Origin of the sequence: Salinivibrio sp. VYel1 (assembly GCF_009377945.1) — a bacterium.
In the GTDB taxonomy this organism is placed as follows: Bacteria; Pseudomonadota; Gammaproteobacteria; order Enterobacterales; family Vibrionaceae; genus Salinivibrio; species Salinivibrio siamensis.
Genome location: NZ_RSAM01000004.1, coordinates 67898 through 89730 on the forward strand (window position 1 = coordinate 67898; position 21833 = coordinate 89730).

Consider the following 21833-nt stretch of genomic DNA (forward strand, 5'->3'; position numbering starts at 1 on the left):
GGAGGGCCTATGGATATCGGCACCTTTCATAGTATCTGGACAGTTGTCCTATTTGTGAGCTTCATTGGGATCGTTGTTTGGGCTTATAGCAAACGTCGCAAAAAGCACTTTGATGAAGCGGCTAACCTGATTTTCGACGATGAGGAGAACAATCAGGATAAGTCCAATAACAAGACAGGAGATAATCGCTAATGAGTACGTTTTGGAGTATCTTCGTAACAGTCATCGTACTCGGCACGATTGCTGGCTGTGCTGCTCTTATCATTTGGACAACCAAAGATAAAATGGGCGTCGCAGAAGGCGATGACATGGGTCACGAGTATGATGGTATTCGTGAACTCAACAACCCACTGCCTAAGTGGTGGTCGTACATGTTTTGGGCGACCTTGGTGTTTGGTTTGGGGTACCTCATCCTCTATCCGGGGCTGGGTAACTTTGCTGGCGTATTAGGTTGGAAAAGTTCGTACCAAGACGTAAGCAGTGTCGAGGAGTCGCGTGAGTTAATGGCAAAAGCGCAAGAAGCGCAGCATATTAACCAATATGCGATGGAGCTCGAGGCAGCTGACAAGGTGTTTGGTGAAGCATTCCGCAAACTGGCTTACCAAGAAGATGGCAAATCATTGCGTCCGATTACCCAAATCGCGCGTAATGAAGAAGCCTTGAAAGTGGGTCAACGTTTGTTTAGCCAAAACTGCGCGGCCTGCCATGGCTCGGATGCGCGCGGTCAGGCTGGTTTCCCGAACCTTACGGACGATGCGTGGTTGTATGGTGGTGAGCCTGAAACCATTAAAGCCACCCTTCTCCATGGCCGAAAAGGCAACATGCCGGCTTGGTTAGATACCATGGGTGAAGAAGGCGTTAAAGAAGTCGCCGCTTATGCACTGAGTTTGTCAGGTCGTAAAGTCGATCCGCAAATGGCTGCTAAGGGTAAATCTCGCTTTGTTGTATGTGCCGCATGTCACGGCACGGACGGCAAAGGTAACCCTGCCTTTGGTGCGCCGGATTTAACTGACAATATCTGGCTATATGGTGGCTCTCGCCGCGCCGTTGAGCAAACCATTCGTGGTGGCCGTCAAGGCGTGATGCCCGCGTGGGAAGCTCACCTTGGCGAAGAAAAAATCCAGATACTCTCTGCCTATGTATGGCGCTTGAGTAATCCTGAGGTAGAATAAGCACTTAGGTGTGATACAGCCCCTGCTTGCAGGGGCTTCTTAAATGTAAATGCTCAAACCGAGGAGCTTCTGATGGTAACACCCTGGTACAAGCAGTTTTGGCCTTGGTTCCTGATTGCCCTTCCCGCTTCTGTTGTCGTCGCGAGTTTGTTAACTGTGACCGTCTTTTCGATGAATTCTGTGTCTCTGGTGGCAGAGGACTATTACAAGAAAGGCAAGGCGATCAATGTTGATCTATCCAAACTGAAAGTCGCGGCCCAGCTGGGTGTTTCAGCGCAATTGTCGTCAAACAACCAGGCAATCGCGATAGCACTAGATAAGGGCGATCTCGCGTCATTTCCTGCGCTCAAGGTGCATATTCAGCACCGTACGCTCGAGCGAAAAGATGTGAACGTCATGGTAAACCCAAACCAAGCGGGGATTTATCATATCGATCTTGCTGAGCCAATATCCGGACCCTGGTTTATCGAAATCACTTCATTCGATAAACAATGGAAAGTGCACGGTCGTATCAATTTCCCTGTCTCAACTCCCCTGACGTTAACCGGTAAGCAGTAACCATGACCACGCCTTGTTATCACTGTGGTGATCCTGTACTAACAGGAGACACCTACCAAGTAGTGATTTTCGATAAACCCCGCCTTATGTGTTGCCCTGGCTGCCAAGCCGTGGCAACCACGATCGTAGACAGTGGTTTGAGTTCTTATTATCAGTATCGTACAGAGAACGCCGATAAGGCCGACCTCGTCCCCGAAGAGCTCAAATCACTGACGCTATACGATAATCAAGATGTACAACAAGAGTTTGTCCGCAATGTGGCAGACCAAAAAGAGGTGACGTTGTCACTTGACGGTGTCTCCTGCGCTGCTTGTGCGTGGCTGATTGAAAAGCAGTTACAACGCACAACAGGCGTCACACATATTCAGGTCAACACCACTACTAACCGCGCCCAAGTGCGTTGGGATGAGAGTGAAACTTCCCTGAGTACAATACTCACACGCATTCATCACCTAGGTTATAAAGCGGCACCTTTTGAGGCTGACAGACAAGAGCAACAATACCATCGCAACATGAAGCAGTACTTATACCGATTGGGGATTGCTGGCTTGGCCACTATGCAGGTCATGATGTTAGCCGTGGCGATGTACTTCGAAGTGTTTGGCGATATGGATGAAACCTTTCGGAATTACTTCCGTTGGATAAGTTTAATCTTCGCGACGCCTGTCTTGCTTTACTCTGCGTTGCCCTTTTACACCAATGCTTGGCGGAACCTTAAGGCACGCACACTGGGAATGGATGTCCCCGTTTCTATTGCCCTGTTATTTGCCTACTTCTCAAGCCTGTACGCGACTGTCACTGGAAAGGGCGAAGTCTTTTTTGAATCGGTGGCAATGTTTACCTTCTTCTTATTGCTCGGGCGTTTTCTGGAAATGCGCGCACGCCGCACGGCAGCAGCAGCCAGCGCCAACTTGTTAAAACTGGTTCCCAAAATGGCGCGCCGTCTTAACGGTGAAGCCGTGCCAGCTAACAGTCTTAAAATAGACGACAACATTCGCGTATTGCCCGGTGAGCCCTTCCCTGCCGATGGGCAAATATTGTCTGGCACAACCTCTGTCGATGAAGCCATGCTGACAGGCGAGTCACTACCTCAGACTAAGCGAGTGGGTGATGCCGTTTATGCCGGCACCATGAATGTGGAAGGGAATGTCGATATTTGTGTAACGAGTAATCACAAAGAATCTCTCGTGGCTCATATTGTGCGTTTGCAAGATGAAGCTCAAATGGCAAAACCCAAGGTGGCAGTGTTGGCAGACCATATCGCGCGTTACTTTGTCGCCGCCATCTTAATTATTTCCGCATCGACTTGGCTCTATTGGCATTTTGTTCAACCTGACGATGCCTTTTGGATCATGCTATCCGTGCTTGTTGCGACCTGCCCTTGCGCATTATCACTCGCCACCCCCACGGCCCTGACTTGCTCAACATCGACCTTTGGCCAGCTCGGCATCATGTTACGCCGAGGTCACGTCTTAGAAACCTTAACCAAGGTGAATCGATTGGTGGTTGATAAAACAGGTACACTGACCGAGGGTGAGGTGAAAATTGATTCAGTCCACGTGTTTGCTGCTGACATTAGCGAACAATCGGCCTTGAACATTGCGGCCAGCTTAGAAGAGTTTGCCAATCATCCTATCGCCAACGCGTTCCAATCAAAAGCGACTGAGTCTCTGACAGTCAAAGCGGCGGACAACCATATTGGTCAAGGGGTAAGCGGCGAGATCAATGGCCAGCATTGGCGTATTGGCAAGGCGGCGTTTGCTCTATCCTCGCCTAAAACTCACTATGATTCCTATCCCGTCGTGCTCAGTTGCGAGGGGCAAGTGGAGGCCGCGTTTTCACTGACCGATCCGATTCGTCCCAGTAGCGCACGCTTGATAGCCGCATTTAAACAAGCAGGGATCCAAACCACCATGCTAACCGGTGATCAATCGCGAAATGTTGAACAGGTCGCTAACCAGCTCGGCATTGATTCTGTGATTTCAGGGGTATCTCCTCAAGGAAAATTGGCGTACCTTCAAAGCCTTGATGATGATACCGTGACCCTGATGGTGGGTGATGGCGTCAATGATGCCCCCGTTTTAGCCGGTGCCCACTTGTCGGTTGCGATGGGAGGAGGCACTGATATCGCTAAATCGTCCGCCGATATGGTGTTGCTGAGTGACGATTTGGAAAAACTACTGACCGCCAGGCAGCTTGCCCAGCAAACTCGCCGTATTATCCGCGAAAACTTAATTTGGGCTTTAGGCTACAACATCACCATTCTCCCTTTGGCGGTTATGGGCTATGTCGCCCCTTACATAGCGGTGGTAGGTATGTCAGCAAGCTCAATCATTGTCGTGTCTAACTCGCTGCGCCTACTTAACAAAAAAGAGGATTAGCGTTATGGCTAGTTTGTATATTTTGATCCCCATCGCCATTATGCTGGTTTGCGTGGCGGCCGTCGTGTTTATCTGGGCCGTCAAATCCGATCAATTCGAGGATCTAGAACGACAGGGCTCTTCGATCCTTTTTGATGAAGAAGAACCGGAGAAAGACGCCGGATCACAATCAAGCCAACCAACCGAACCTCACACGTCGACGCAAGATGACAAACATTGATTTTATTGGTGCCCTCGTCATTGGCTTGTTGGGGGCGGGCCACTGCCTAGGGATGTGTGGTGGGGTCGCAGCGGCTATGTCGCTTGGCATTCCGCCACAAAAAGCCAAGTGGCCGTATCTTGTCTTGTATAACTTGGGGCGTATCAGCTCGTATACCCTTGCCGGCGCAATGATCGGTGGTACCGTGGCTTCATTGCTTGCTTTGTCTGATTTAACACAGCATCTTGCGGTATTGCGGCTGTTTGCGGCCATTATGATGTTGCTATTGGCTGCCTATATGGCTCAAGTATGGAATGGCCTTAGCTATATTGAACGGCTGGGTAGCAAACTCTGGCGATTTATTTCTCCGCTAACGTCCAAGCTGATGCCACTGCGTTCGCCATTATATGCCTATCCTTTTGGCCTTGTGTGGGGCTGGCTCCCCTGTGGGCTGGTTTACTCCGCGCTGAGTTGGGCCGCCGTTTCTGGCAGCGCATCCGGGGGCGGCCTTGTGATGCTTGGGTTTGGATTAGGGACGCTACCGGCGATGTTAACCGTTGGTGCCCTTGCCGAGCGGATAAAGCCAATTCTTAACAACCACGCACTGCGTTTGATATGTGCCACAATGTTGGCGCTTTATGGTTTTTATACGGCTTACTCCGCCCTCAAACTCCTGATATAAGGTCGACCTGGCACACAATCATGGTGTAATATGTATATTGACGTTTATCAATTTTAGGCAGGTGTATGGTGTCGAATAAGATCATCACTCGGCGGGTTCAGTCAGGCGGCTGCGCAATTCATTGTCAAGATTGCAGTATTAGCCAACTGTGTATTCCCTTTACGTTAAATGAGCAAGAGTTGGATCAACTGGATAGCATCATTGAGCGAAAAAAACCTATTCAGAAAGGCCAAGAACTGTTCAAAGCCGGTGATAATCTACGAGCGTTGTATGCGATTCGTTCAGGTACGGTTAAGACCTACACAATCACAGAACAAGGTGATGAGCAGATAACTGCCTTCCATCTCGCCGGCGATTTGGTAGGCTTTGACGCTATTAACGATAGTGAGCACCCCAGCTTTGCTCAAGCGCTAGAAACGTCAATGATTTGTGAGATCCCCTACGACACACTTGATGACCTCTCTGGGAAAATGCCCAAGCTTCGCCAACAAATCATGCGACTAATGAGCAATGAGATAAAAGGTGATCAGGATATGATTTTGCTGTTATCGAAGAAAACAGCTGAAGAACGTCTGGCCGCTTTCCTTTATAGCCTCTCGAAGCGCTTTGCTCAGCGTGGATTCTCTCCTCGAGAGTTCCGCCTTACCATGACACGAGGTGATATTGGTAACTACCTGGGTCTCACCGTTGAAACTATCAGTCGCTTATTAGGCCGCTTCCAAAAGTCAGAAATATTGGCCGTCAAAGGTAAATACATCACGGTTCTAGACTTAGAAGAGCTTGCACGTCTTGCGGATGAAGAGTGCTTCGTTTAGCGAATAAAAGTAAATAAGTTGTTAATAAATGGCGCTTTATGCGCCATTTCTCTTTTTTGCTCAATGGTGAACAATTTCTTTCGCGTGAACGGACTAAGTAGGTTAAAGTGAAATTAACCGATGCATCTGTGCAAAGGAGGCAGATATGTCTAGGTACACGAACCTGCTCGTCGTCATTGATCCTTCCCAAGAACAACAACCTGCACTTTCACGTGCGGTCACGCTTAGCCAGCGAAGTGATGCAAAGGTTAAGCTCACCCTCTTTCTTGCCATTTATGACTTTTCATACGAAATGACATCTATGCTCTCATCAGATGAGCGGCAAGCAATGCGCCAAGGTGTGATGCACCAGCGTGAAGAATGGATGAATGAGGTTATTCAAACGCACCAAGCTCAAGAATGTGAGATCGAAAAAGTCGTGGTATGGCATAACCGCCCTTACGAAGCGATTGTCGAACGCGTGCTGAGCCACCACCACGATTTGGTGGTTAAAGCGACACACCAGCACGACACACTAGGCTCTGTCATCTTTACGCCCACCGATTGGCACTTGTTACGCAAATGCCCAAGTTCAGTGTTATTAGTTAAAGATCATGGTTGGCCAGATAAAGGCAAGATAGTCGCCTCTGTTCATGTGGCATCTGAAACCGAAACTCACGCTGAGCTCAACGACAAATTGGTCGATGAAGGGAATATCATGAGTGCCATGCTAGGGGCTGAGTTGCACCTGGCTAACGCCTACCCTGCTACGCCGGTGAATATTACTATCGAGCTGCCTGACTTTGATCCAACATCGTATACCGATGCGGTACGAGGCCATCACCTCACCGCAATGAAAGCCCTGCGTCAGCGCCATCACATCGAAGAAACACGCACGCATGTCCAAGAAGGATTGCCGGAAGATGTTATCCCTAACATTGCCCGGGAGTTGGATGCAGAGCTTGTCATTCTCGGGACCACAGGGCGCACTGGCTTATCCGCGGTGTTCATCGGGAATACCGCAGAGCATATGATTGATCAACTCGACTGTGACTTACTTGCCATCAAACCTGATGGTTACATTAGCCCACTCGACCCTCGCGCTAACGATTAACCTTTTTCATTCCATCATACAGCAGGCAGTGGCATTCACTGCCTGCGGGTGACTGGCATTTGTGGTCAAAATCCGTATCATACCCGCCATTCATGCACACTGGCAGTGTAATGCGTTTACCTTGCCTGACAACGCGATAGTACTTATGAGCACCGAAGAGCTGAGCAAAGCACAAAAATACGGATTTAATAAACTGCAAAAGCGCATTCGTCGCAACACCGGACAAGCGATTGCCGACTTTAATATGATCGAAGATGGCGATCGCATCATGGTTTGCTTATCAGGCGGAAAAGATAGCTATACCTTGCTTGATATGTTGCAAAGCCTGCAAAAGAGCGCGCCAGTTTCATTCCAACTCATTGCGGTCAACTTAGATCAAAAGCAACCTGGGTTTCCTGAGCACATTTTGCCAGAGTATTTAGAGGGCTTGGGCGTCGAGTACAAAATTGTTGAAGAAGACACTTACTCTATCGTCAAAGAGAAAGTGCCAGAGGGCAAGACAACCTGTTCACTATGCTCGCGACTTCGCCGCGGTATCTTATATCGCACAGCGAAAGAGCTGGGTGCCACCAAAATTGCATTGGGCCATCACCGAGATGACATACTAGAGACCTTGTTCTTGAACATGTTCTATGGCGGCAAGATGAAAGGCATGCCACCGAAGCTCGTCTCTGATAACGGCGAACATGTGGTGATCCGTCCACTGGCCTATTGCCGAGAAAAAGACATTGAGCGTTATTCAGAGCAAAAAGCCTTCCCGATCATTCCGTGTAACCTTTGTGGCTCACAGCCCAACCTACAACGCCAAGTGATCAAAGATATGCTCCGAGATTGGGACAAGCGCTACCCAGGCCGCATTGAGACGATGTTCCGAGCAATGCAAAATATCGTCCCCTCGCATATGGCCGATACCGAGCTGTTTGATTTTAAATCCGTCGCAGCGGGTATGGCGTTTGAGGGGGATGGTGATACCGCATTCGATAAGGAAAACTTTACCGATCCGGCGCCCGTTTCAGAGAGCCCTGTCGAGGTTGACCCCAACCTATCACTCGACGTGGTCAATGTCGGCACATAGTATTTGAAGCATGACAGAATTGTCGTTGGCCCTAAATGGCCTGCTAATAAAAACGCCCACTTTAAACAGTGGGCGTTTTTTGTCGTTTCAGCCTTCTACATCATGCGCATTATGTCTTTGAAGCTCAGTGCAGACTTAAAGTCTTTCTCCGTTTATCCGTTTTTCGGCAACCAAGGCGACACCTTGATGGGAGCGTCTGGCAGCGTTAACGTGGCGCTATCGCCAAGATGATTGACATCTATAATGGCTTGGTGAGCATCGATTGGGTATTTTGTTCCCTCACTGCTAGTCACCGCACCAGTCACCGAGGGCGCAAAATGCAAGACGACTCCCTGTGTCTTCGGCATAAACCAAGAAGCAAACATCCCGCCTAAATTTTCCATCATCGTATCCATCTGAGGCAACCAGCCCTGGATCTGCTGGCTGGTTAATTTCTTTCCTACTGGCTGATCAACCAATACCTGGAACGAAATATCGCAGTTACGATCGGCGGGCGTTTCAACAAAGACATCCGGATTCACTTTGCGGAGCTGGTTATCGAGAGGAAGCGGCAGCGCTTGAGAGGCTGGAATATCAAAGGCTTCATAATGCTCTTCCTTGCTCATCCATGCGCGAGAAATCGGGCAAACCTCTCCCGACTCGGCCGAGACCATAAAATACGCCACACCAATATCAGGGTGCCCTTCTTCCACGTTATGTTTAAGCTGAGTAAATAGCTTGCTATAGCTAAAACGGTATGTATCGGCACTGGCCGGGACACTCACCATTCCCAGCAAAACCAGTACACTGGCTAGTTTTTTCATCAGAACTCCAGTTGCAGGCTCAAAGCGTATCAAGCGTCAAAGGTGTCTTGGTCAGATGACGACGGAGTCGTACTATTCGACGCTCTTTCTTCATTCTCATTTTGTGACACTGTCACCTCGACACCAACGCCAAACATTTCTCGGTAAATCACACCTTTAACATTGAAGAGAAAGGGTAACGCCCAAACCAAGGCAAAGCCAGCGGTGGCAAAAGAAATGAGAAATAGCACGCCGACAACGGCATAAATGGTTGCCATTTGGAACAATTTCTTGTTTACCGCCCGGAAGGATACGGTGAGAGCTTTAACCGGCGTGAGGCGTTTTTCACAAATCAATAACGGCGACATGGAAAACGCCATCGCAACATAAAGGCTCAGTAATGGAAAAATCATGCTCGCCACACTTTGCAATGTCGCCGACAGGCAGATCACGACCGTCACAGGTAAAGCAAACACGAGCCCTTTTAGTAGATGGCGTGGTTTAGAGCGAAAGCCTATAGCGTGACTCAAGCCCATTAAGCTCGCCCCCGCATATAATGGCGCAATCAGAACCTCGGAAGTAAAATTCGCTAACCACACGGATGAAATCATATCTGTGGTGAGCTCACGTTGACCGACCAATGCCTCAAATAAATGCGACGGCGCCCCCAACAACAACGTCAGCATCAGCATTAATATACCTATTTGAGTCGCGAATAGGCACAAGGTGGCGGGCAAAAACGACCAAAAGTGCTTGAAGGTCTGAGAGAAGGCTTCTTTGATTATCTCAAAAGGATCGAGCCGGTAGCGACCGTTTAGCGCCGTTTCTACCGACCCACCGATATGTAAAGCATTGTTGTATTCTTGTTGACTCATAATCGTTATCTATCATGACTAATGCACCCAGTATATCTGACTGTAACCCATAGCCAAAAATCATTCTGACAAATAAGGAAAAATAACCAGATCAGCTTTGCGTTGACAATGGTCTGGTTTAGGCTGGACACCTTATCGAACAACAGACACCAAAGTGCCAAAACGAGCGAAAAACTGCTTTAACTTCGACTGGCACGCGTCTATTATGCGCCGTCTGTTTTATGGGTACGAATGTACAAGACAATTTGCCAGGTAGAGAGAGAACGAACCATTGAAGCACGCAAATGTATCTCACAAACCGGTTGTCGAGCTCGCGTCACTAACCAAAAGTTTCGACGGCAAAGAAATCATCTCCCGTTTCAACCTAACGGTCAATAACGGAGAATTCCTAACGATCCTTGGCCCTTCAGGCTGTGGCAAAACAACCGTACTGCGTTTGATTGCGGGGCTGGAAGATGCCGATAGTGGTGCTGTCGTTATTGATGGCAAAGATGTCACGACCCTCCCAGCAGAAAAACGCAATGTAAACACTGTCTTTCAAAGCTATGCGCTTTTCCCACATATGACAGTGTTTGAAAACGTCGCATTTGGCCTGCGCATGCAGGGCGTGAATCATCACCATATTGAACCTCGGGTGATGGAAGCGCTGCGAATGGTACAGCTTGACCATTATGCCTCTCGTAAACCTCATCAATTGTCTGGCGGACAGCAGCAACGTATCGCGATTGCACGCGCCGTGGTCAATAAACCGAGCGTGCTCTTGCTGGATGAATCCCTCTCTGCACTCGATTACAAACTGCGTAAACAAATGCAGATGGAGCTGAAACAGCTGCAACGCAAACTGGGGATTACGTTTATCTTCGTTACCCACGACCAAGAAGAAGCCCTGTCGATGTCAGATCGTATTATCGTTATGCGTGATGGCGAAATCGAGCAAGACGGCTCACCGCGTGAGATATATGAAGAGCCTAAGAATTTGTTCGTGGCACGCTTTATTGGTGAAATCAATGTCTTTGATGCCAATGTGATTAAACGCATCGATGACAAACGTATTTGGGCCCGAGTCGAATCACGTGAGTGTGAGGTCTATTGCAAGCTCGATGTGCATCCGGGTGACGCTATCAAGGTATTGCTTCGCCCTGAAGACATCCGCTTGGAAGAAATTCATGGTAATGCCAAGCCCAATGGTATTGTGGGCTACGTACGCGAGCGAAATTACAAAGGTATGACCCTCGACTCTGTACTCGAGCTGCCATCAGGGCAAACCGTGATGGTGAGTGAGTTCTTCAATGAAGATGACCCAGACGTCGATCACTCCATCGATCAGAAAGTGGCTCTGACTTGGGTAGAAAGCTGGGAGGTGGTGCTGGCCGATGAAAAAGCTTAATCTGCAAACCGCCATCGTGGGTTTGGTCGTAGGTTGGTTGCTGATCTTTGTTTTTTTACCCAACCTAATGATTATCGCGACCAGTTTTTTAACGCGCGATGACGCCGATCTTGTCGAGATGACCTTCACGCTGAGCAATTATGCGAAACTGCTCGATCCTCTTTATGCGAAAGTAGTCTGGCACTCTTTCTACATGGCGGCCTTGGCAACCCTGATCTGCCTACTCATTGGTTACCCATTTGCGTTTATCATTGCCAAAATGCCTAAAAATACACGCCCTTTGATGCTGTTTCTAGTGATTGTTCCGTTTTGGACCAATTCTTTGATCCGCACGTATGGGCTAAAAATATTTCTTGGTACCCGTGGGCTACTCAATGAAAGCATGATGTGGCTTGGCTTAATAGAACGCCCTGTTCGCATCATGTACACCGAGTATGCGGTGATGGTTGGCCTTGTCTATATTTTGCTGCCATTTATGATCCTGCCTTTGTATTCGAGCATCGAGAAACTCGATCGCAGCTACCTTGAAGCGGCGCGTGATTTAGGCGCCAACAAATTCCAGTGTTTTATGCGTGTGATCCTGCCATTGACCACACCCGGTATTATTGCTGGCAGTTTGCTGGTCATTCTTCCCGCTCTAGGCATGTTCTACGTCTCGGATTTGCTGGGGGGAGCGAAAAACCTACTGATCGGCAATGTGATTAAGAGCCAGATTTTGAACGTTCGTGATTGGCCATTTGGCTCAGCCGCCAGTATCTCTCTGACGGTGTTAATGGGACTGTTGCTGTTTGCTTATTGGCGTGTGGGTAAGTGGATGAATCGCAAGGAGGCCTTATCATGATCCGGTGGCTAAGGAATAGTTTTCTCTCCTTGGTTTACGCCTTCCTTTACATCCCAATTCTGGTGTTGTTCGTTAACTCGTTCAATGCCAGCAAATTTGGCATGAGTTGGAAAGGCTTTACTTGGGAGTGGTATGGGCAGCTGGTCAATAATCATAGCCTGATGCAAGCGGCGGGTAACTCATTAACCATTGCGGTCTTTTCTGCTAGTGCTGCCGCCATTATTGGTAGCTTGACTGCCGTCGCCCTCTTTCGCTACCGCTTTCGTGGCAAACAATTTGTCAATGGCATGCTCTTTGTGGTGATGATGTCCCCGGACATTGTGATGGCTATTTCGTTATTGGCGCTATTTGTGTTGATGGGCGCGCAACTGGGATTTTTAACCCTACTGCTCTCTCATATTACTTTCTGCCTACCATTCGTGGTCGTCACGGTATACAGTCGCTTAAATGGCTTTGACGTTAAAATGCTTGAAGCCGCGCGTGATTTAGGCGCGAGCGAATGGGTGATCCTCACCAAGATTATTTTGCCACTGGCGGCTCCTGCGGTCGGTGCAGGTTGGCTACTGAGTTTTACCCTCTCGCTGGACGACGTTATCGTTAGCTCATTTGTTACCGGGCCAAGCTATGAAATTTTGCCCTTAAAGATTTATTCGATGGTTAAAGTGGGCGTATCACCCGAAGTGAATGCACTTGCCACTATCATGTTATTGGTGTCGTTAGTGTTGGTCATGTGCTCGCAATGGCTCGCGAAAGACAGGTTAAAGTAACCCTTGCGCTAGGGCTGCTATACCACCAGCAGCCCTTTTTTCTATCTGTATCCTCTTGCGTTACTGCTCCAGTGCCAGAATTTCCTCCACCAGCTTCGGCACGAGCGTGCTCGCCTTCCCGTAACGCCGCTCATTAAATTCACTTTCCACAGCGCTGGGCTCCAAGTTTATTTCAATAGTGTGCGCCCCATGCATTGCCGCTTCGTGCACAAACCCCGCCGCTGGATACACCGCCCCAGAGGTGCCAATAGAAACAAACAAATCCGCTTGATTGAGTGCATCATGAATTTGCCCCATTCCCAGTGGCATCTCTCCGAACCACACCACGTGTGGCCTCAACGGTGCAGGCATCTGGCAACAATGGCAGTGATCGGACACCTGAATATCACCCGTCCAATCGATGGTTTGCTGCGAGTGGCTACAACGCGCCTTTAACAGCTCACCATGCATATGAATGATATTGTGCGTGCCGGCGCGCTCGTGAAGATTATCAATGTTTTGGGTCACAACGAGCACACTGGCCTCGGTTTCCTGCTCTAGGCGTGCCAGTGCCTCATGAGCCGGATTGGGGATGATCTCTCCTTGTAACTGGCGCCGACGATCATTATAAAACTGCTGAACAAGGGTCGGGTTTCTCTCAAAGCCCTCAGGCGTTGCAACGTCTTCAATATGATGCTCCTCCCAAAGGCCATCTTGATCTCGAAAGGTTCTAATCCCTGACTCTGCAGATATTCCCGCGCCTGTCAAAACTACGATGTGTCGATAAGGGAATGCCATACGCCGTTCCTATGCAAGTGACCTGTTTATTTATTTTATAACACTCTCACGCTTACCATTGAAGTAGTAAGGGTTTAGACCTTAGTCGTTGACTCTAATCACAAAAAGATAATGCAACGACTGGCTAGACCAATGCCGCGCTTCGCTTGGGTTACAATGCCGGCTTATTTCTCGCATCTGTTATCCATTATGAAATTAGAACATTATTACACTGAGCAAGATGGCAAACTGATTTTTACTCGCCAGCAAGCAAGTGACTTTGCTAAACGTATCGCCGGCGACTTTAACCCGATTCATGACACAGACGCTTCACGGTTCTGTGTGCCCGGGGATTTGCTGCTTTCTATCTTATTGGCCAAAACAGGGATCAGCGAGCAAATCGAGATTCAGTTCAATGGCATGATCAGTGCCAACACGCCCTTGTCGATTATCGAAACAGACGATGGCGTTACCGTCGTCGACGATAATCAAAAGCTTTATCTCACCATGACACGCCATGGACAGACACGTCACGATAAAGCATTAGCAACAGAGATCGCCGAGCACTACGTGCAGTTTTCCGGTAAGAACTTCCCGCATATCATGGTGCCGCTAATGCGGGAGCAACAAATGATGATTAACACTGAACGTCCACTCGTCATATACGAGAAAATGAGCTTGGCGTTTGATGATCTTTCAATCAACTCTGCCGATGTCGCTTTATCGGATTCGGTGATGCAAGTGAGTGGCAAACGCGGAAAAGTCGATCTTGCTTTTGATTTTATTGTCGATGGGCGGCGTGTGGGACACGGATGTAAAACGATGGTTGCCAGTGGTTTGCGCCCCTACTGCGAGGAGGCCATTCAAAACCTAGTAGAGCGTTTTAATGCCAGAAAACAGGCCTACTGCGCTGCGCCCGCCACGGAGTAATTTTCCTCCCTGAAGACTTTGGCTCTGATCTATAGTTAAATCAGAGCCAACGCTGAAGGAAGTTGTTATGGAATCCAATAGCTTGGTCGAGCTTATCGATCGTCTCCCGAAAATCCCCAAAGTCGTGCAAGAGTTGATTGAGTTGGTCAACAGCCATGACGCTGAGCTTAATCAAATCGCCGAAAAAATCGCCTACGACCAGGTCATTTCCGCGCGAGTGCTTCGCTTGTCTAATTCAGCCTATTTTGGCCGCGCCCGAAACGTGGGCTCTGTCAACGAGGCCGTTATCCGGCTAGGTCTAGGCCCTGTGAGAACTCTGGTGGTGTCTAGTGCACTGATGAGTGCCTTTGACGTCGATGACGAAGTGGATATGGATGCGTTTTGGCAACACACTTTCGAAATTGCAACCTTGAGTAAAGCCTTAGCAAACGCATTAAGAATGGACGGTAACGAAGCATTTACCGCCGGCATGCTCCATAATCTCGGTGAGCTGCTGATCATGACCACCGCTTACGACAAGCTGGACCGTATCAATCTGCACATGGAGGCGGGTAAGCCCAAGCAAGAAGCCCAGCAGCTTATTTTGGGGATCACCAGCGCCGAGTTAGGTGGAGAGCTCGCACAAACTTGGAACTTTCCCCAGCGCTTAAGCGATGCAATTCGTTATCAGTTTTCGCCCGTACACGATGAGCAGTTTTCGCCATTGGCGGGCATACTTCGCTTAGCCAACAAAATTGACGCCGCTTGGGGCGAGTTTGTTACCACCGACTCTAAGCTTGATTGGCTCGACCAGCAGCTCGAGTACAACATTCTCGGTTTGCCTAAAACCGTGGTCGCTAATATCGACGATGTCATTGGCTCAGGGCGTGAAATGGCCAGAATGCTTAAATAACAATGGCGTCTCTATCACCAAGTGGGCGCAGTATATGAACCACGTGATGCTTTCTAAAAGCAATGCTGAATCGCAAGGTATTTATTGCGGATGTGCTCTATCAGCAAACGTACTTTTTTAGGTGGCTGGCGAGTGAATGGATACACCGCATAAATCCCGAGTTTTTTGCCCACTTGGTCAGGAAAAAGATCAACCAATACGCCCTGCATCAAATCGTCATACACCAAACAACGCGGTACATACGCGATGCCATGGCCACTTAGCGCACCTTGTCGTAGGGCGATGGGGTTATCGGTCGAAAAGTTGCCGGCCACTTTAATCACTTGGTTTTTATGCTCGCCTTTAAACTCCCAGTCACTGGCTCCCGTGGTTTGGTAGGCATATTGCAAACAATTATGCTGTTTTAACTCGATAGGATGTTGTGGCCGCCCATGACGCGCAATATAGCTGGGCGCCGCACATACCACCCATTGTGAGTCGATAATATGGCGAGCAATTAAGCTAGAGTCCTCGAGGTAGCCGGTTCGGATAACCAGATCAAACCCCTCATCAATTAAATCAACAAAGCGATTGTCCAACGACATATCGATATTGAGACCAGGGTATTGCCCACAAAACGCCGCCACCGCTTCGGCCAACAACAGTTCCCCAGAAATGGTCGGCACTGAAATTTTTATTTGGCCCGTTATCGCCTCCCCAAACCCTGCGACCGCATCAAAGGCTTCATCAGCGGCCTGCTTCACATTTTTTGCACCTTGATACAAGGTACGTCCGGCATCAGTCAGTGTCAGCTTACGCGTGGTGCGATACAAAAGCTGCACTCCCAACCCCTCTTCGAGCTTTTTAATCCGCTTGCTAACTACGGAATTTGTCAGGGAATTTATTTCCGCTACCTTGCTAAAAGAGCCTAATTCGGCGACTTGAGCAAAGAGGACAAGATCATCTGTTTTCGGCATATTATGTCAATTATGGAAGTAATTATTTTCATTATTTCCATATATCAGAAAAATGCAAACGCGTAATGTCACATACGGTTAACATCGAGTCACCGAGCTGTCAGCAAAATAACAACACATTGGTGACTTGTTTATTCAACGTGATTCAACGGAAGAGACACCTAATAAGGAACCCTTATGACAGATACCCTATACGCCCTCGTCGCGTTCTCACCCATCGTGGTCGCGGCTATCTTACTGGTCGGCTTAAATTGGCCAGCCAAGAAGGCGATGCCCGTTGCCTTTATCATGACAGTCTTAATCGCACTCTTCCAGTGGCAGATGAGTGCGGCACGCGTATCGGCCTCCATCGCACAAGGTTTAATCATTACAGCAGCCGTACTTTGGATCGTGTTTGGTGCCATCCTTTTGCTCAACACCTTAAAGCACACTGGCGCGATTACCGTAATTCGCAACGGCTTTACCACCATCTCCGATGATAGGCGTATTCAGGCCATCATCATTGCATGGTGCTTTGGCTCGTTCATTGAAGGGGCATCAGGCTTCGGCACTCCCGCTGCCATTGCGGCGCCGTTATTGGTCGCCATCGGCTTCCCTGCTCTCGCCGCGGTTGTGGTGGGGATGATGATTCAATCTACGCCTGTCTCCTTCGGCGCAGTGGGCACACCTATTATCGTGGGCGTAAACAAAGGGTTAGACAGCCATGCAATTGGACAAACACTCACCGCCAATGGCAGTGATTGGGCAACCTACCTGCAGTCTATTACCACGCAAGTGTCATTTATTCACGCGGTGATTGGCACACTGATGCCTTTGCTAATGGCAATGATGTTGACCCGATTTTTCGGTAAGAACAAGAGCTGGAAAGAAGGCTTAGAGGTGGCGCCGTTTGCGATTTTCGCCGGGTTAGCATTCACCGTTCCTTATGCCCTCACCGGCTGGTTGTTAGGACCTGAATTCCCTTCATTACTCGGAGGTCTAGCAGGGATTGTGCTTGTGACCACCGCGGCACGTAAAGGCTTTTTAGTGCCGAAAAAACAGTGGGACTTTGATGACGAGTCAACGTGGCCAATCCATTGGCTGGGCTCGCTGAAGATGGATCTTAAGGTTCAAGAAAAGCCGATGAGCATGGCCATGGCCTGGACCCCTTATATTTTGTTGGCGGTTTTCTTGGTGATCAGCCGCGTTAGCCCGACGGTCAAGACGGCACTGACCGATGTCAGCCTCGGTTTCTCCTCTTTGTTTGGTGAAACAGGGGTTAACGCCGCCATTCAGCCACTTTATCTACCGGGCGGTATCCTTGCGTTCGTGGCTTTATTAGCCGTGCTGCTGCAAGCGCGTCAATTGTCACCGCTGGTAACGGCTGCGCGAGAATCGAGTAAGACACTGATTGGCGCAGGATTTGTCTTGGTGTTTACCATTCCCATGGTACGGATTTTTATTAACTCAGGCGTTAATGGTGCTGACTTGGTGAGTATGCCAGTCATGACCGCACGCTTTGCGGCCGATTTAGTGGGGAATGGCTTCCCAGCGTTAAGCGCCACCATTGGGGCGTTGGGCGCTTTTATTGCAGGCTCCAATACGGTGTCCAATATGATGTTTAGCCAGTTTCAGTTTGAAGTGGCACAAACGTTAGGCGCATCGACCGTGGTGGTAATTGCCCTGCAAGCCGTTGGTGCCGCAGCTGGCAACATGATCGCCATCCATAATGTGGTCGCAGCATCCGCGACGGTAGGCTTACTCGGCCGTGAGGGCGTGACCCTGCGGAAAACCGTCTTACCCACCATTTATTATCTGATTGCCGCGGCGGTTATTGGCTTGGTGTTAATCAATGTATTGCAATTTGCCGATGTCCTCTCCGGGGCGTAATCTTACATGTTATTGGCCGAGCCTCCTCTCGGCCTTTCTCTCCACAAGCGGGCCAGCTAGGCTGACCCCAGCCTTTGTCGTAACGTAAAGGAAAGGAACGCTTATGAATACCCCATCACGTTTGTCGTCATCACAGCAACAAGCATTTATTTCGACCTTGACCGACATCGTGGGCGAAAACAACGTACTCACTGAGACAAGCCAGACCCAGCATTATCGTACTGGCTTTCGCTCGGGAGGCGGCCCTGCTCTGGCGGTTATTTTTCCAACCTCTTTGGTGATGCAATGGCGAGTGCTCCAAGCATGTGTCGACGCGGATGTGGTGATGATCATGCAAGCCGCGAATACGGGCTTAACCGAAGGCTCAACTCCTAAAGGCAGCGACTACGACCGTGATGTGGTAATTATCAACACTACACGCCTAGACGGATTACAGCTTCTCGATAACGGTAAGCAGGTACTGAGTTTTCCCGGAACAACATTGCACCAGTTAGAGCAGACGCTCAGGCCTCTTAAGCGCGCGCCGCATTCGGTCATCGGTTCGTCGTGCATTGGCGCATCGATTGTCGGTGGTGTGGCCAATAATTCCGGTGGTGCATTGATCAAACGCGGCCCAGCTTATACCGAGTATTCTTTGTTCGCACAGTTGAACCAACATGGTGAACTGACGCTGGTTAATCATTTGGGCATTGCCCTAGGTGATGACCCAGAAGCTATTCTCTCGCGCGTTGAGCATGGTGATTACACCGCCGATGATATTACCTACGACGAGCGCAAGGCGTCTGCTGATGACTACGAGCAGATCTTGCGTGATGTCGATGCTGACAGCCCCGCGCGCTATAACGCCGACAAACACCGCTTACATGAAGTGAGCGGCTGTGCGGGGAAACTTGCCGTATTTGCCGTGCGCCTTGATACTTACCCGATCCCTGAGCGAGAGCAAGTTTTTTACATTGGCACCAACAACCCAGATGTGCTTAATACTCTGCGCCGCCGTGTTCTGAGCGAACTCTCTCACTTGCCAGAGGTGGCTGAGTATATGCATCGTGACGCCTTTGATATCGCCGAGCGTTACGGAAAAGATGTGTTTTTAGCGATTGGTCGACTGGGAACAGATGCAATCCCGAAAATGTTTGCCTTGAAAGCAAAAATAACCGCCTGGCTAGACAGTGTTCCCCTACTGCCTAAAGCATTACCCGATAAAGTGATGCAATACGCCAGTCAGCTTTTTCCACAGCACTTGCCCAAACGTATGCTCGCGTTTCGCGATAGGTTTGAGCACCATCTAATATTCAAAGCCTCAGATGAGGGAATAGAAGAAGCCTCGGCGTTTCTGAGCCGCTTTTTCACCGAACACGCAGACAGTGATTACTTTGCCTGTAGTGAGGATGAAGCGAAAAAAGCCATGCTTCACCGCTTTGCGGCAGCCGGTGCGGCGATTCGCTACCACACCATGCACAGCCGTGATGTGGAAGACATTCTGGCGTTAGATATTGCGCTTAAGCGCAACGAGACCGAGTGGGAAGAGCACCTGCCCATCGAGATAGAACAAGAGATGGTCGCCAAGCTTTATTACGGGCACTTTTTCTGCCACGTCTTCCATCAAGACTATGTGGTGAGAAAAGGTGCGGATGTGAGTGCGATTAAGGCGAAAATGCTGGCGCTACTCAATGAACGAGGCGCCAAGTATCCTGCCGAGCATAACGTAGGTCACCTCTATGCGGCGGAGCCGGACTTAGCTAACTTCTATCACCAGTTAGATCCTACCAATAGTTTTAACCCAGGGATCGGTAAAACGGGGAAACAAAAATACAGCGTTGATTGCCAGTGCCTGGACCATCAATTGCGCCAACAAACAGGTGCTTCCTCCTCTTCCATCACTCAGGCGCATTCGTGAGCGCTAATCGTTAACGGGGAGCGGCAACACCGCCAACGGTGAGGTATCACTCTCCGTTGGCGGAGGTTTCATTACAGGGACGGCTTCTCGCGAATAAAACGCGCAAAACGTGGAATGCCTTTTTGGGTGACACCGTTATGGCGCACCAAGATAGTACTACCAACCTGTGGCGGATCAGCCCGCTGCGCATCACTAAAGCCAGATCCCACGCTAAACTCGGTGCCGTCAGCCAGGCGTACCACCAGAGAGCCCATCAAACCTTGTAACCGCCCTTTGCCAGGATTCATCCCTACCACAGTCACGTCTTTTTCTTGGTAGGTTTTCAACTTAACGACGCTTTCTACCCGCTGACCCACATACACACTATCAGGGTGATGCAGCATCAAGCCCTCACCGCCTGCTTCATCGATGGTAGCCAACCTATCCTTAAGTGCTTCATTGCTCGTCACAGGCTTCTGTGGGACATACGCTAAGTGCGGCGATGCTGTCTTAGATACGATCTGTTTTAACGCTGTATAGCGTGTTGAGAATTGGCCTGGATGATCGGGCATATCAAACGCATAAAAGCGAATACGCTGCCACGCATCTTCATCCGGCGTATCATCAAGCACAGTGCGTAGTACGGCTTGAAACTCTCCTCGTCCTGCCCATAACTCGCCATCTAAGGGTGTCTGGGGAAGCGATTGGATAAACGCTTCAGGGGCGTGAATAGGATTGCCTTGCCGCGTCAATAATCGAGATCCTGTCCAGTAAGCACGGATCCCATCGAGTTTTTCACTGGCCCAATAACCGCGATAGTCTTGTTCGGCAATCTGTCCGTCAATACCATGCATCAACGCTGGCGCCGACGGTGCAGCATCAGCATCACTGGTAGGAAACAGGGTAAAGGCGGAGAGTAAGCATAGAGTAAAAGGATTTAGGCGTGCCATGGCATTCCTCCTTAGTGGTAAGGAGCATACGCTAGCGCGATAGAAGGCGTATCAACATGCCTTTATTTTTTCTTGGTAGAGAACGCGTGTTCACGGTGAACAATGCGCAGGTGTTGCATCGTCCACCGTGAAATGACTCGTGAAAGCCCGTCCGCTATGACACCTTTGATCATCAAGCTTGGCTGGCAAACGCATAGATAAAAGTGCCGTTTTTTATCGCATCGATCACGCGGGCCGATAAATAGTTAGGTAGCGCTGGGCAGCCCCAACTTCGACCGAGTTGGCCACTTTGTTTGATCACGTTCGGATGGGCATAATCGGCACCGTGAATAACAATCGCTCTTTCACGTGCATTGTCATTTAACCCCTTTGACAAACCATCGAGGCGTAATGAATAGCCATGTTTGCCATGGTAGGTTTCAGCCGCGCGATAGACCCCCAATGATGTTTTTAGCGAGTTGATTCTGTTAGAAAACTGCTTTGCATATAAAGCGCCGCTATTTTTGCCATGAGAGACATAAGAGCGAAATAGCATTTGGCGTTTTTTCACATTGATCACCCAAAACCGCTTTTCTGACGACGGTTTTCCGTAATCAATCAGTGTCATCACCGGCTTGCTACTTGGGTTGTGCTTAAAATGGCGATACGCATCAGAAAAGGCTTGGTACGACACCTCCCCAGCGAGATTGAGTGATTGATATAATCCACTGACCTCATCTTTAAAACTGGCCCAAACCGAGGTTGGCATGCTTAGCACCAATACATACAAAACCACCCGATACCAAGGGGCCACATCTGCTTGTTTCATTTTTTGCTCCTTTCTTGCCACGGCAACACGCACCACCGAGCTGTCTGTCGTTCGTATTGACAAAAACAAAAACCGTGCCATGTGACACGGTTTTGATTATTTATTGATATTTATATAAATTATCTCGCATCGACGTTTTACCCGTCTTCATCTAATCCGTAGCGGCATA

General features: G+C 49.2%; 22 protein-coding genes. 16 read left to right on the top strand and 6 right to left on the bottom strand.

Features of this window, described 5'->3' with window-relative positions; translation table 11 throughout:
• The first annotated feature begins 9 nt into the window (after positions 1-9).
• The 9 genes from EHW58_RS05285 (at position 10) to ttcA (ending at position 7975) form a co-directional block, all read left to right on the top strand.
• Positions 10-192, top strand: coding sequence for a CcoQ/FixQ family Cbb3-type cytochrome c oxidase assembly chaperone (locus EHW58_RS05285; RefSeq protein WP_046073231.1), 183 nt, complete (start codon positions 10-12; stop codon positions 190-192).
• Positions 192-1172, top strand: a complete 981-nt coding sequence (gene ccoP / locus EHW58_RS05290) for a cytochrome-c oxidase, cbb3-type subunit III (RefSeq protein ID WP_046073232.1) — start codon at positions 192-194, stop codon at positions 1170-1172. Before EHW58_RS05285 ends, ccoP begins: the two co-directional genes overlap by 1 nt.
• A gap of 72 nt (positions 1173-1244) precedes the next feature.
• The gene (locus tag EHW58_RS05295; RefSeq protein ID WP_046073233.1) at positions 1245-1730 is read left to right on the top strand and encodes a FixH family protein; all 486 of its coding nucleotides are present in this window, start codon (positions 1245-1247) and stop codon (positions 1728-1730) included.
• Between the two features lie 2 nt (positions 1731-1732).
• Complete coding sequence (locus tag EHW58_RS05300; RefSeq protein WP_152795168.1) at positions 1733-4111, top strand: heavy metal translocating P-type ATPase; 2379 nt, start codon at positions 1733-1735, stop codon at positions 4109-4111.
• 4 nt (positions 4112-4115) lie between these two features.
• Positions 4116-4331 (top strand): cbb3-type cytochrome oxidase assembly protein CcoS, encoded by a 216-nt coding sequence (gene ccoS, locus EHW58_RS05305; RefSeq protein WP_152795170.1) that lies wholly within the window; start codon positions 4116-4118, stop codon positions 4329-4331.
• A complete protein-coding gene (locus EHW58_RS05310) occupies positions 4318-4992 on the top strand; it encodes a sulfite exporter TauE/SafE family protein (RefSeq protein WP_152795172.1) in 675 nt (224 codons plus the stop codon). Before ccoS ends, EHW58_RS05310 begins: the two co-directional genes overlap by 14 nt.
• Positions 4993-5057: 65 nt before the next feature.
• On the top strand, positions 5058-5807 hold the full coding sequence (locus tag EHW58_RS05315; RefSeq protein ID WP_046073237.1) for an FNR family transcription factor: 750 nt from the start codon (positions 5058-5060) through the stop codon (positions 5805-5807).
• A 145-nt stretch (positions 5808-5952) separates the two neighbouring features.
• Complete coding sequence (gene uspE, locus EHW58_RS05320; RefSeq protein ID WP_046073238.1) at positions 5953-6900, top strand: universal stress protein UspE; 948 nt, start codon at positions 5953-5955, stop codon at positions 6898-6900.
• A gap of 145 nt (positions 6901-7045) precedes the next feature.
• A complete protein-coding gene (ttcA, locus tag EHW58_RS05325) occupies positions 7046-7975 on the top strand; it encodes a tRNA 2-thiocytidine(32) synthetase TtcA (RefSeq protein ID WP_046073239.1) in 930 nt (309 codons plus the stop codon).
• Between the two features lie 152 nt (positions 7976-8127).
• Here ttcA and EHW58_RS05330 read toward each other — a convergent pair whose 3' ends face one another.
• On the bottom strand, positions 8128-8778 hold the full coding sequence (locus tag EHW58_RS05330; RefSeq protein WP_077577815.1) for a DUF2987 domain-containing protein: 651 nt from the start codon (positions 8776-8778) through the stop codon (positions 8128-8130).
• A 29-nt stretch (positions 8779-8807) separates the two neighbouring features.
• The gene (locus tag EHW58_RS05335; protein ID WP_046073241.1) at positions 8808-9632 is read right to left on the bottom strand and encodes a membrane protein; all 825 of its coding nucleotides are present in this window, start codon (positions 9630-9632) and stop codon (positions 8808-8810) included.
• Between the two features lie 271 nt (positions 9633-9903).
• Between EHW58_RS05335 and potA the strand changes: the two genes are divergently transcribed.
• The 3 genes from potA to potC are packed head-to-tail and all read left to right on the top strand — an operon-like array spanning position 9904 to position 12627.
• Positions 9904-11019 carry a spermidine/putrescine ABC transporter ATP-binding protein PotA gene (gene potA, locus EHW58_RS05340; RefSeq protein ID WP_046073242.1) on the top strand — a complete coding sequence of 372 codons (1116 nt, stop codon included), beginning with the start codon at positions 9904-9906 and terminating at the stop codon, positions 11017-11019.
• The gene (potB, locus tag EHW58_RS05345) at positions 11006-11860 is read left to right on the top strand and encodes a spermidine/putrescine ABC transporter permease PotB (protein ID WP_046073243.1); all 855 of its coding nucleotides are present in this window, start codon (positions 11006-11008) and stop codon (positions 11858-11860) included. The genes potA and potB overlap by 14 nt, the downstream gene beginning before the upstream one ends.
• Positions 11857-12627 carry a spermidine/putrescine ABC transporter permease PotC gene (gene potC / locus EHW58_RS05350; RefSeq protein WP_152795174.1) on the top strand — a complete coding sequence of 257 codons (771 nt, stop codon included), beginning with the start codon at positions 11857-11859 and terminating at the stop codon, positions 12625-12627. Before potB ends, potC begins: the two co-directional genes overlap by 4 nt.
• 60 nt (positions 12628-12687) lie before the next feature.
• Here potC and cobB read toward each other — a convergent pair whose 3' ends face one another.
• Positions 12688-13404 carry a Sir2 family NAD+-dependent deacetylase gene (gene cobB / locus EHW58_RS05355; protein WP_046073245.1) on the bottom strand — a complete coding sequence of 239 codons (717 nt, stop codon included), beginning with the start codon at positions 13402-13404 and terminating at the stop codon, positions 12688-12690.
• Positions 13405-13593: 189 nt separating this feature from the next.
• Between cobB and EHW58_RS05360 the strand changes: the two genes are divergently transcribed.
• Together EHW58_RS05360 and EHW58_RS05365 are read left to right on the top strand one after the other, a co-directional pair.
• The gene (locus EHW58_RS05360) at positions 13594-14313 is read left to right on the top strand and encodes a DUF3581 family protein (RefSeq protein ID WP_152795176.1); all 720 of its coding nucleotides are present in this window, start codon (positions 13594-13596) and stop codon (positions 14311-14313) included.
• Between the two features lie 67 nt (positions 14314-14380).
• Positions 14381-15205, top strand: a complete 825-nt coding sequence (locus EHW58_RS05365) for an HDOD domain-containing protein (RefSeq protein WP_046073246.1) — start codon at positions 14381-14383, stop codon at positions 15203-15205.
• A 53-nt stretch (positions 15206-15258) separates the two neighbouring features.
• Here the strand turns inward: EHW58_RS05365 and EHW58_RS05370 are convergent, their stop codons facing one another.
• Positions 15259-16161, bottom strand: coding sequence for a LysR family transcriptional regulator (locus tag EHW58_RS05370; RefSeq protein WP_046073247.1), 903 nt, complete (start codon positions 16159-16161; stop codon positions 15259-15261).
• 177 nt (positions 16162-16338) lie between these two features.
• On the opposite strand from EHW58_RS05370, the gene EHW58_RS05375 reads away from it, so the two are divergent.
• Together EHW58_RS05375 and dld are read left to right on the top strand one after the other, a co-directional pair.
• On the top strand, positions 16339-18030 hold the full coding sequence (locus EHW58_RS05375; RefSeq protein WP_152795178.1) for an L-lactate permease: 1692 nt from the start codon (positions 16339-16341) through the stop codon (positions 18028-18030).
• A 103-nt stretch (positions 18031-18133) separates the two neighbouring features.
• Entirely contained in the window at positions 18134-19927 is a 1794-nt protein-coding gene (dld, locus tag EHW58_RS05380; RefSeq protein ID WP_152795180.1) for a D-lactate dehydrogenase, read from the top strand.
• A 71-nt stretch (positions 19928-19998) separates the two neighbouring features.
• Here dld and EHW58_RS05385 read toward each other — a convergent pair whose 3' ends face one another.
• Complete coding sequence (locus EHW58_RS05385) at positions 19999-20856, bottom strand: DNA ligase (RefSeq protein WP_152795182.1); 858 nt, start codon at positions 20854-20856, stop codon at positions 19999-20001.
• Positions 20857-21028: 172 nt separating this feature from the next.
• Entirely contained in the window at positions 21029-21664 is a 636-nt protein-coding gene (locus EHW58_RS05390) for a murein L,D-transpeptidase catalytic domain family protein (RefSeq protein WP_152795184.1), read from the bottom strand.
• Between the last annotated feature and the right edge of the window lie 169 nt (positions 21665-21833).

Excerpts from the sequence above, each read along its gene's own strand:
- EHW58_RS05285 (WP_046073231.1), top strand. The coding sequence starts at position 10 with ATGGATATCGGCACCTTTCATAGTATCTGGACAGTTGTCCTATTTGTG.
- ccoP (WP_046073232.1), top strand. The coding sequence starts at position 192 with ATGAGTACGTTTTGGAGTATCTTCGTAACAGTCATCGTACTCGGCACG.
- EHW58_RS05295 (WP_046073233.1), top strand. The coding sequence starts at position 1,245 with ATGGTAACACCCTGGTACAAGCAGTTTTGGCCTTGGTTCCTGATTGCC.
- EHW58_RS05300 (WP_152795168.1), top strand. The coding sequence starts at position 1,733 with ATGACCACGCCTTGTTATCACTGTGGTGATCCTGTACTAACAGGAGAC.
- ccoS (WP_152795170.1), top strand. The coding sequence starts at position 4,116 with ATGGCTAGTTTGTATATTTTGATCCCCATCGCCATTATGCTGGTTTGC.
- EHW58_RS05310 (WP_152795172.1), top strand. The coding sequence starts at position 4,318 with ATGACAAACATTGATTTTATTGGTGCCCTCGTCATTGGCTTGTTGGGG.
- EHW58_RS05315 (WP_046073237.1), top strand. The coding sequence starts at position 5,058 with ATGGTGTCGAATAAGATCATCACTCGGCGGGTTCAGTCAGGCGGCTGC.
- uspE (WP_046073238.1), top strand. The coding sequence starts at position 5,953 with ATGTCTAGGTACACGAACCTGCTCGTCGTCATTGATCCTTCCCAAGAA.
- ttcA (WP_046073239.1), top strand. The coding sequence starts at position 7,046 with ATGAGCACCGAAGAGCTGAGCAAAGCACAAAAATACGGATTTAATAAA.
- EHW58_RS05330 (WP_077577815.1), bottom strand. The coding sequence starts at position 8,778 with ATGAAAAAACTAGCCAGTGTACTGGTTTTGCTGGGAATGGTGAGTGTC.
- EHW58_RS05335 (WP_046073241.1), bottom strand. The coding sequence starts at position 9,632 with ATGAGTCAACAAGAATACAACAATGCTTTACATATCGGTGGGTCGGTA.
- potB (WP_046073243.1), top strand. The coding sequence starts at position 11,006 with ATGAAAAAGCTTAATCTGCAAACCGCCATCGTGGGTTTGGTCGTAGGT.
- potC (WP_152795174.1), top strand. The coding sequence starts at position 11,857 with ATGATCCGGTGGCTAAGGAATAGTTTTCTCTCCTTGGTTTACGCCTTC.
- cobB (WP_046073245.1), bottom strand. The coding sequence starts at position 13,404 with ATGGCATTCCCTTATCGACACATCGTAGTTTTGACAGGCGCGGGAATA.
- EHW58_RS05360 (WP_152795176.1), top strand. The coding sequence starts at position 13,594 with ATGAAATTAGAACATTATTACACTGAGCAAGATGGCAAACTGATTTTT.
- EHW58_RS05365 (WP_046073246.1), top strand. The coding sequence starts at position 14,381 with ATGGAATCCAATAGCTTGGTCGAGCTTATCGATCGTCTCCCGAAAATC.
- EHW58_RS05370 (WP_046073247.1), bottom strand. The coding sequence starts at position 16,161 with ATGCCGAAAACAGATGATCTTGTCCTCTTTGCTCAAGTCGCCGAATTA.
- EHW58_RS05375 (WP_152795178.1), top strand. The coding sequence starts at position 16,339 with ATGACAGATACCCTATACGCCCTCGTCGCGTTCTCACCCATCGTGGTC.
- dld (WP_152795180.1), top strand. The coding sequence starts at position 18,134 with ATGAATACCCCATCACGTTTGTCGTCATCACAGCAACAAGCATTTATT.
- EHW58_RS05385 (WP_152795182.1), bottom strand. The coding sequence starts at position 20,856 with ATGGCACGCCTAAATCCTTTTACTCTATGCTTACTCTCCGCCTTTACC.
- EHW58_RS05390 (WP_152795184.1), bottom strand. The coding sequence starts at position 21,664 with ATGAAACAAGCAGATGTGGCCCCTTGGTATCGGGTGGTTTTGTATGTA.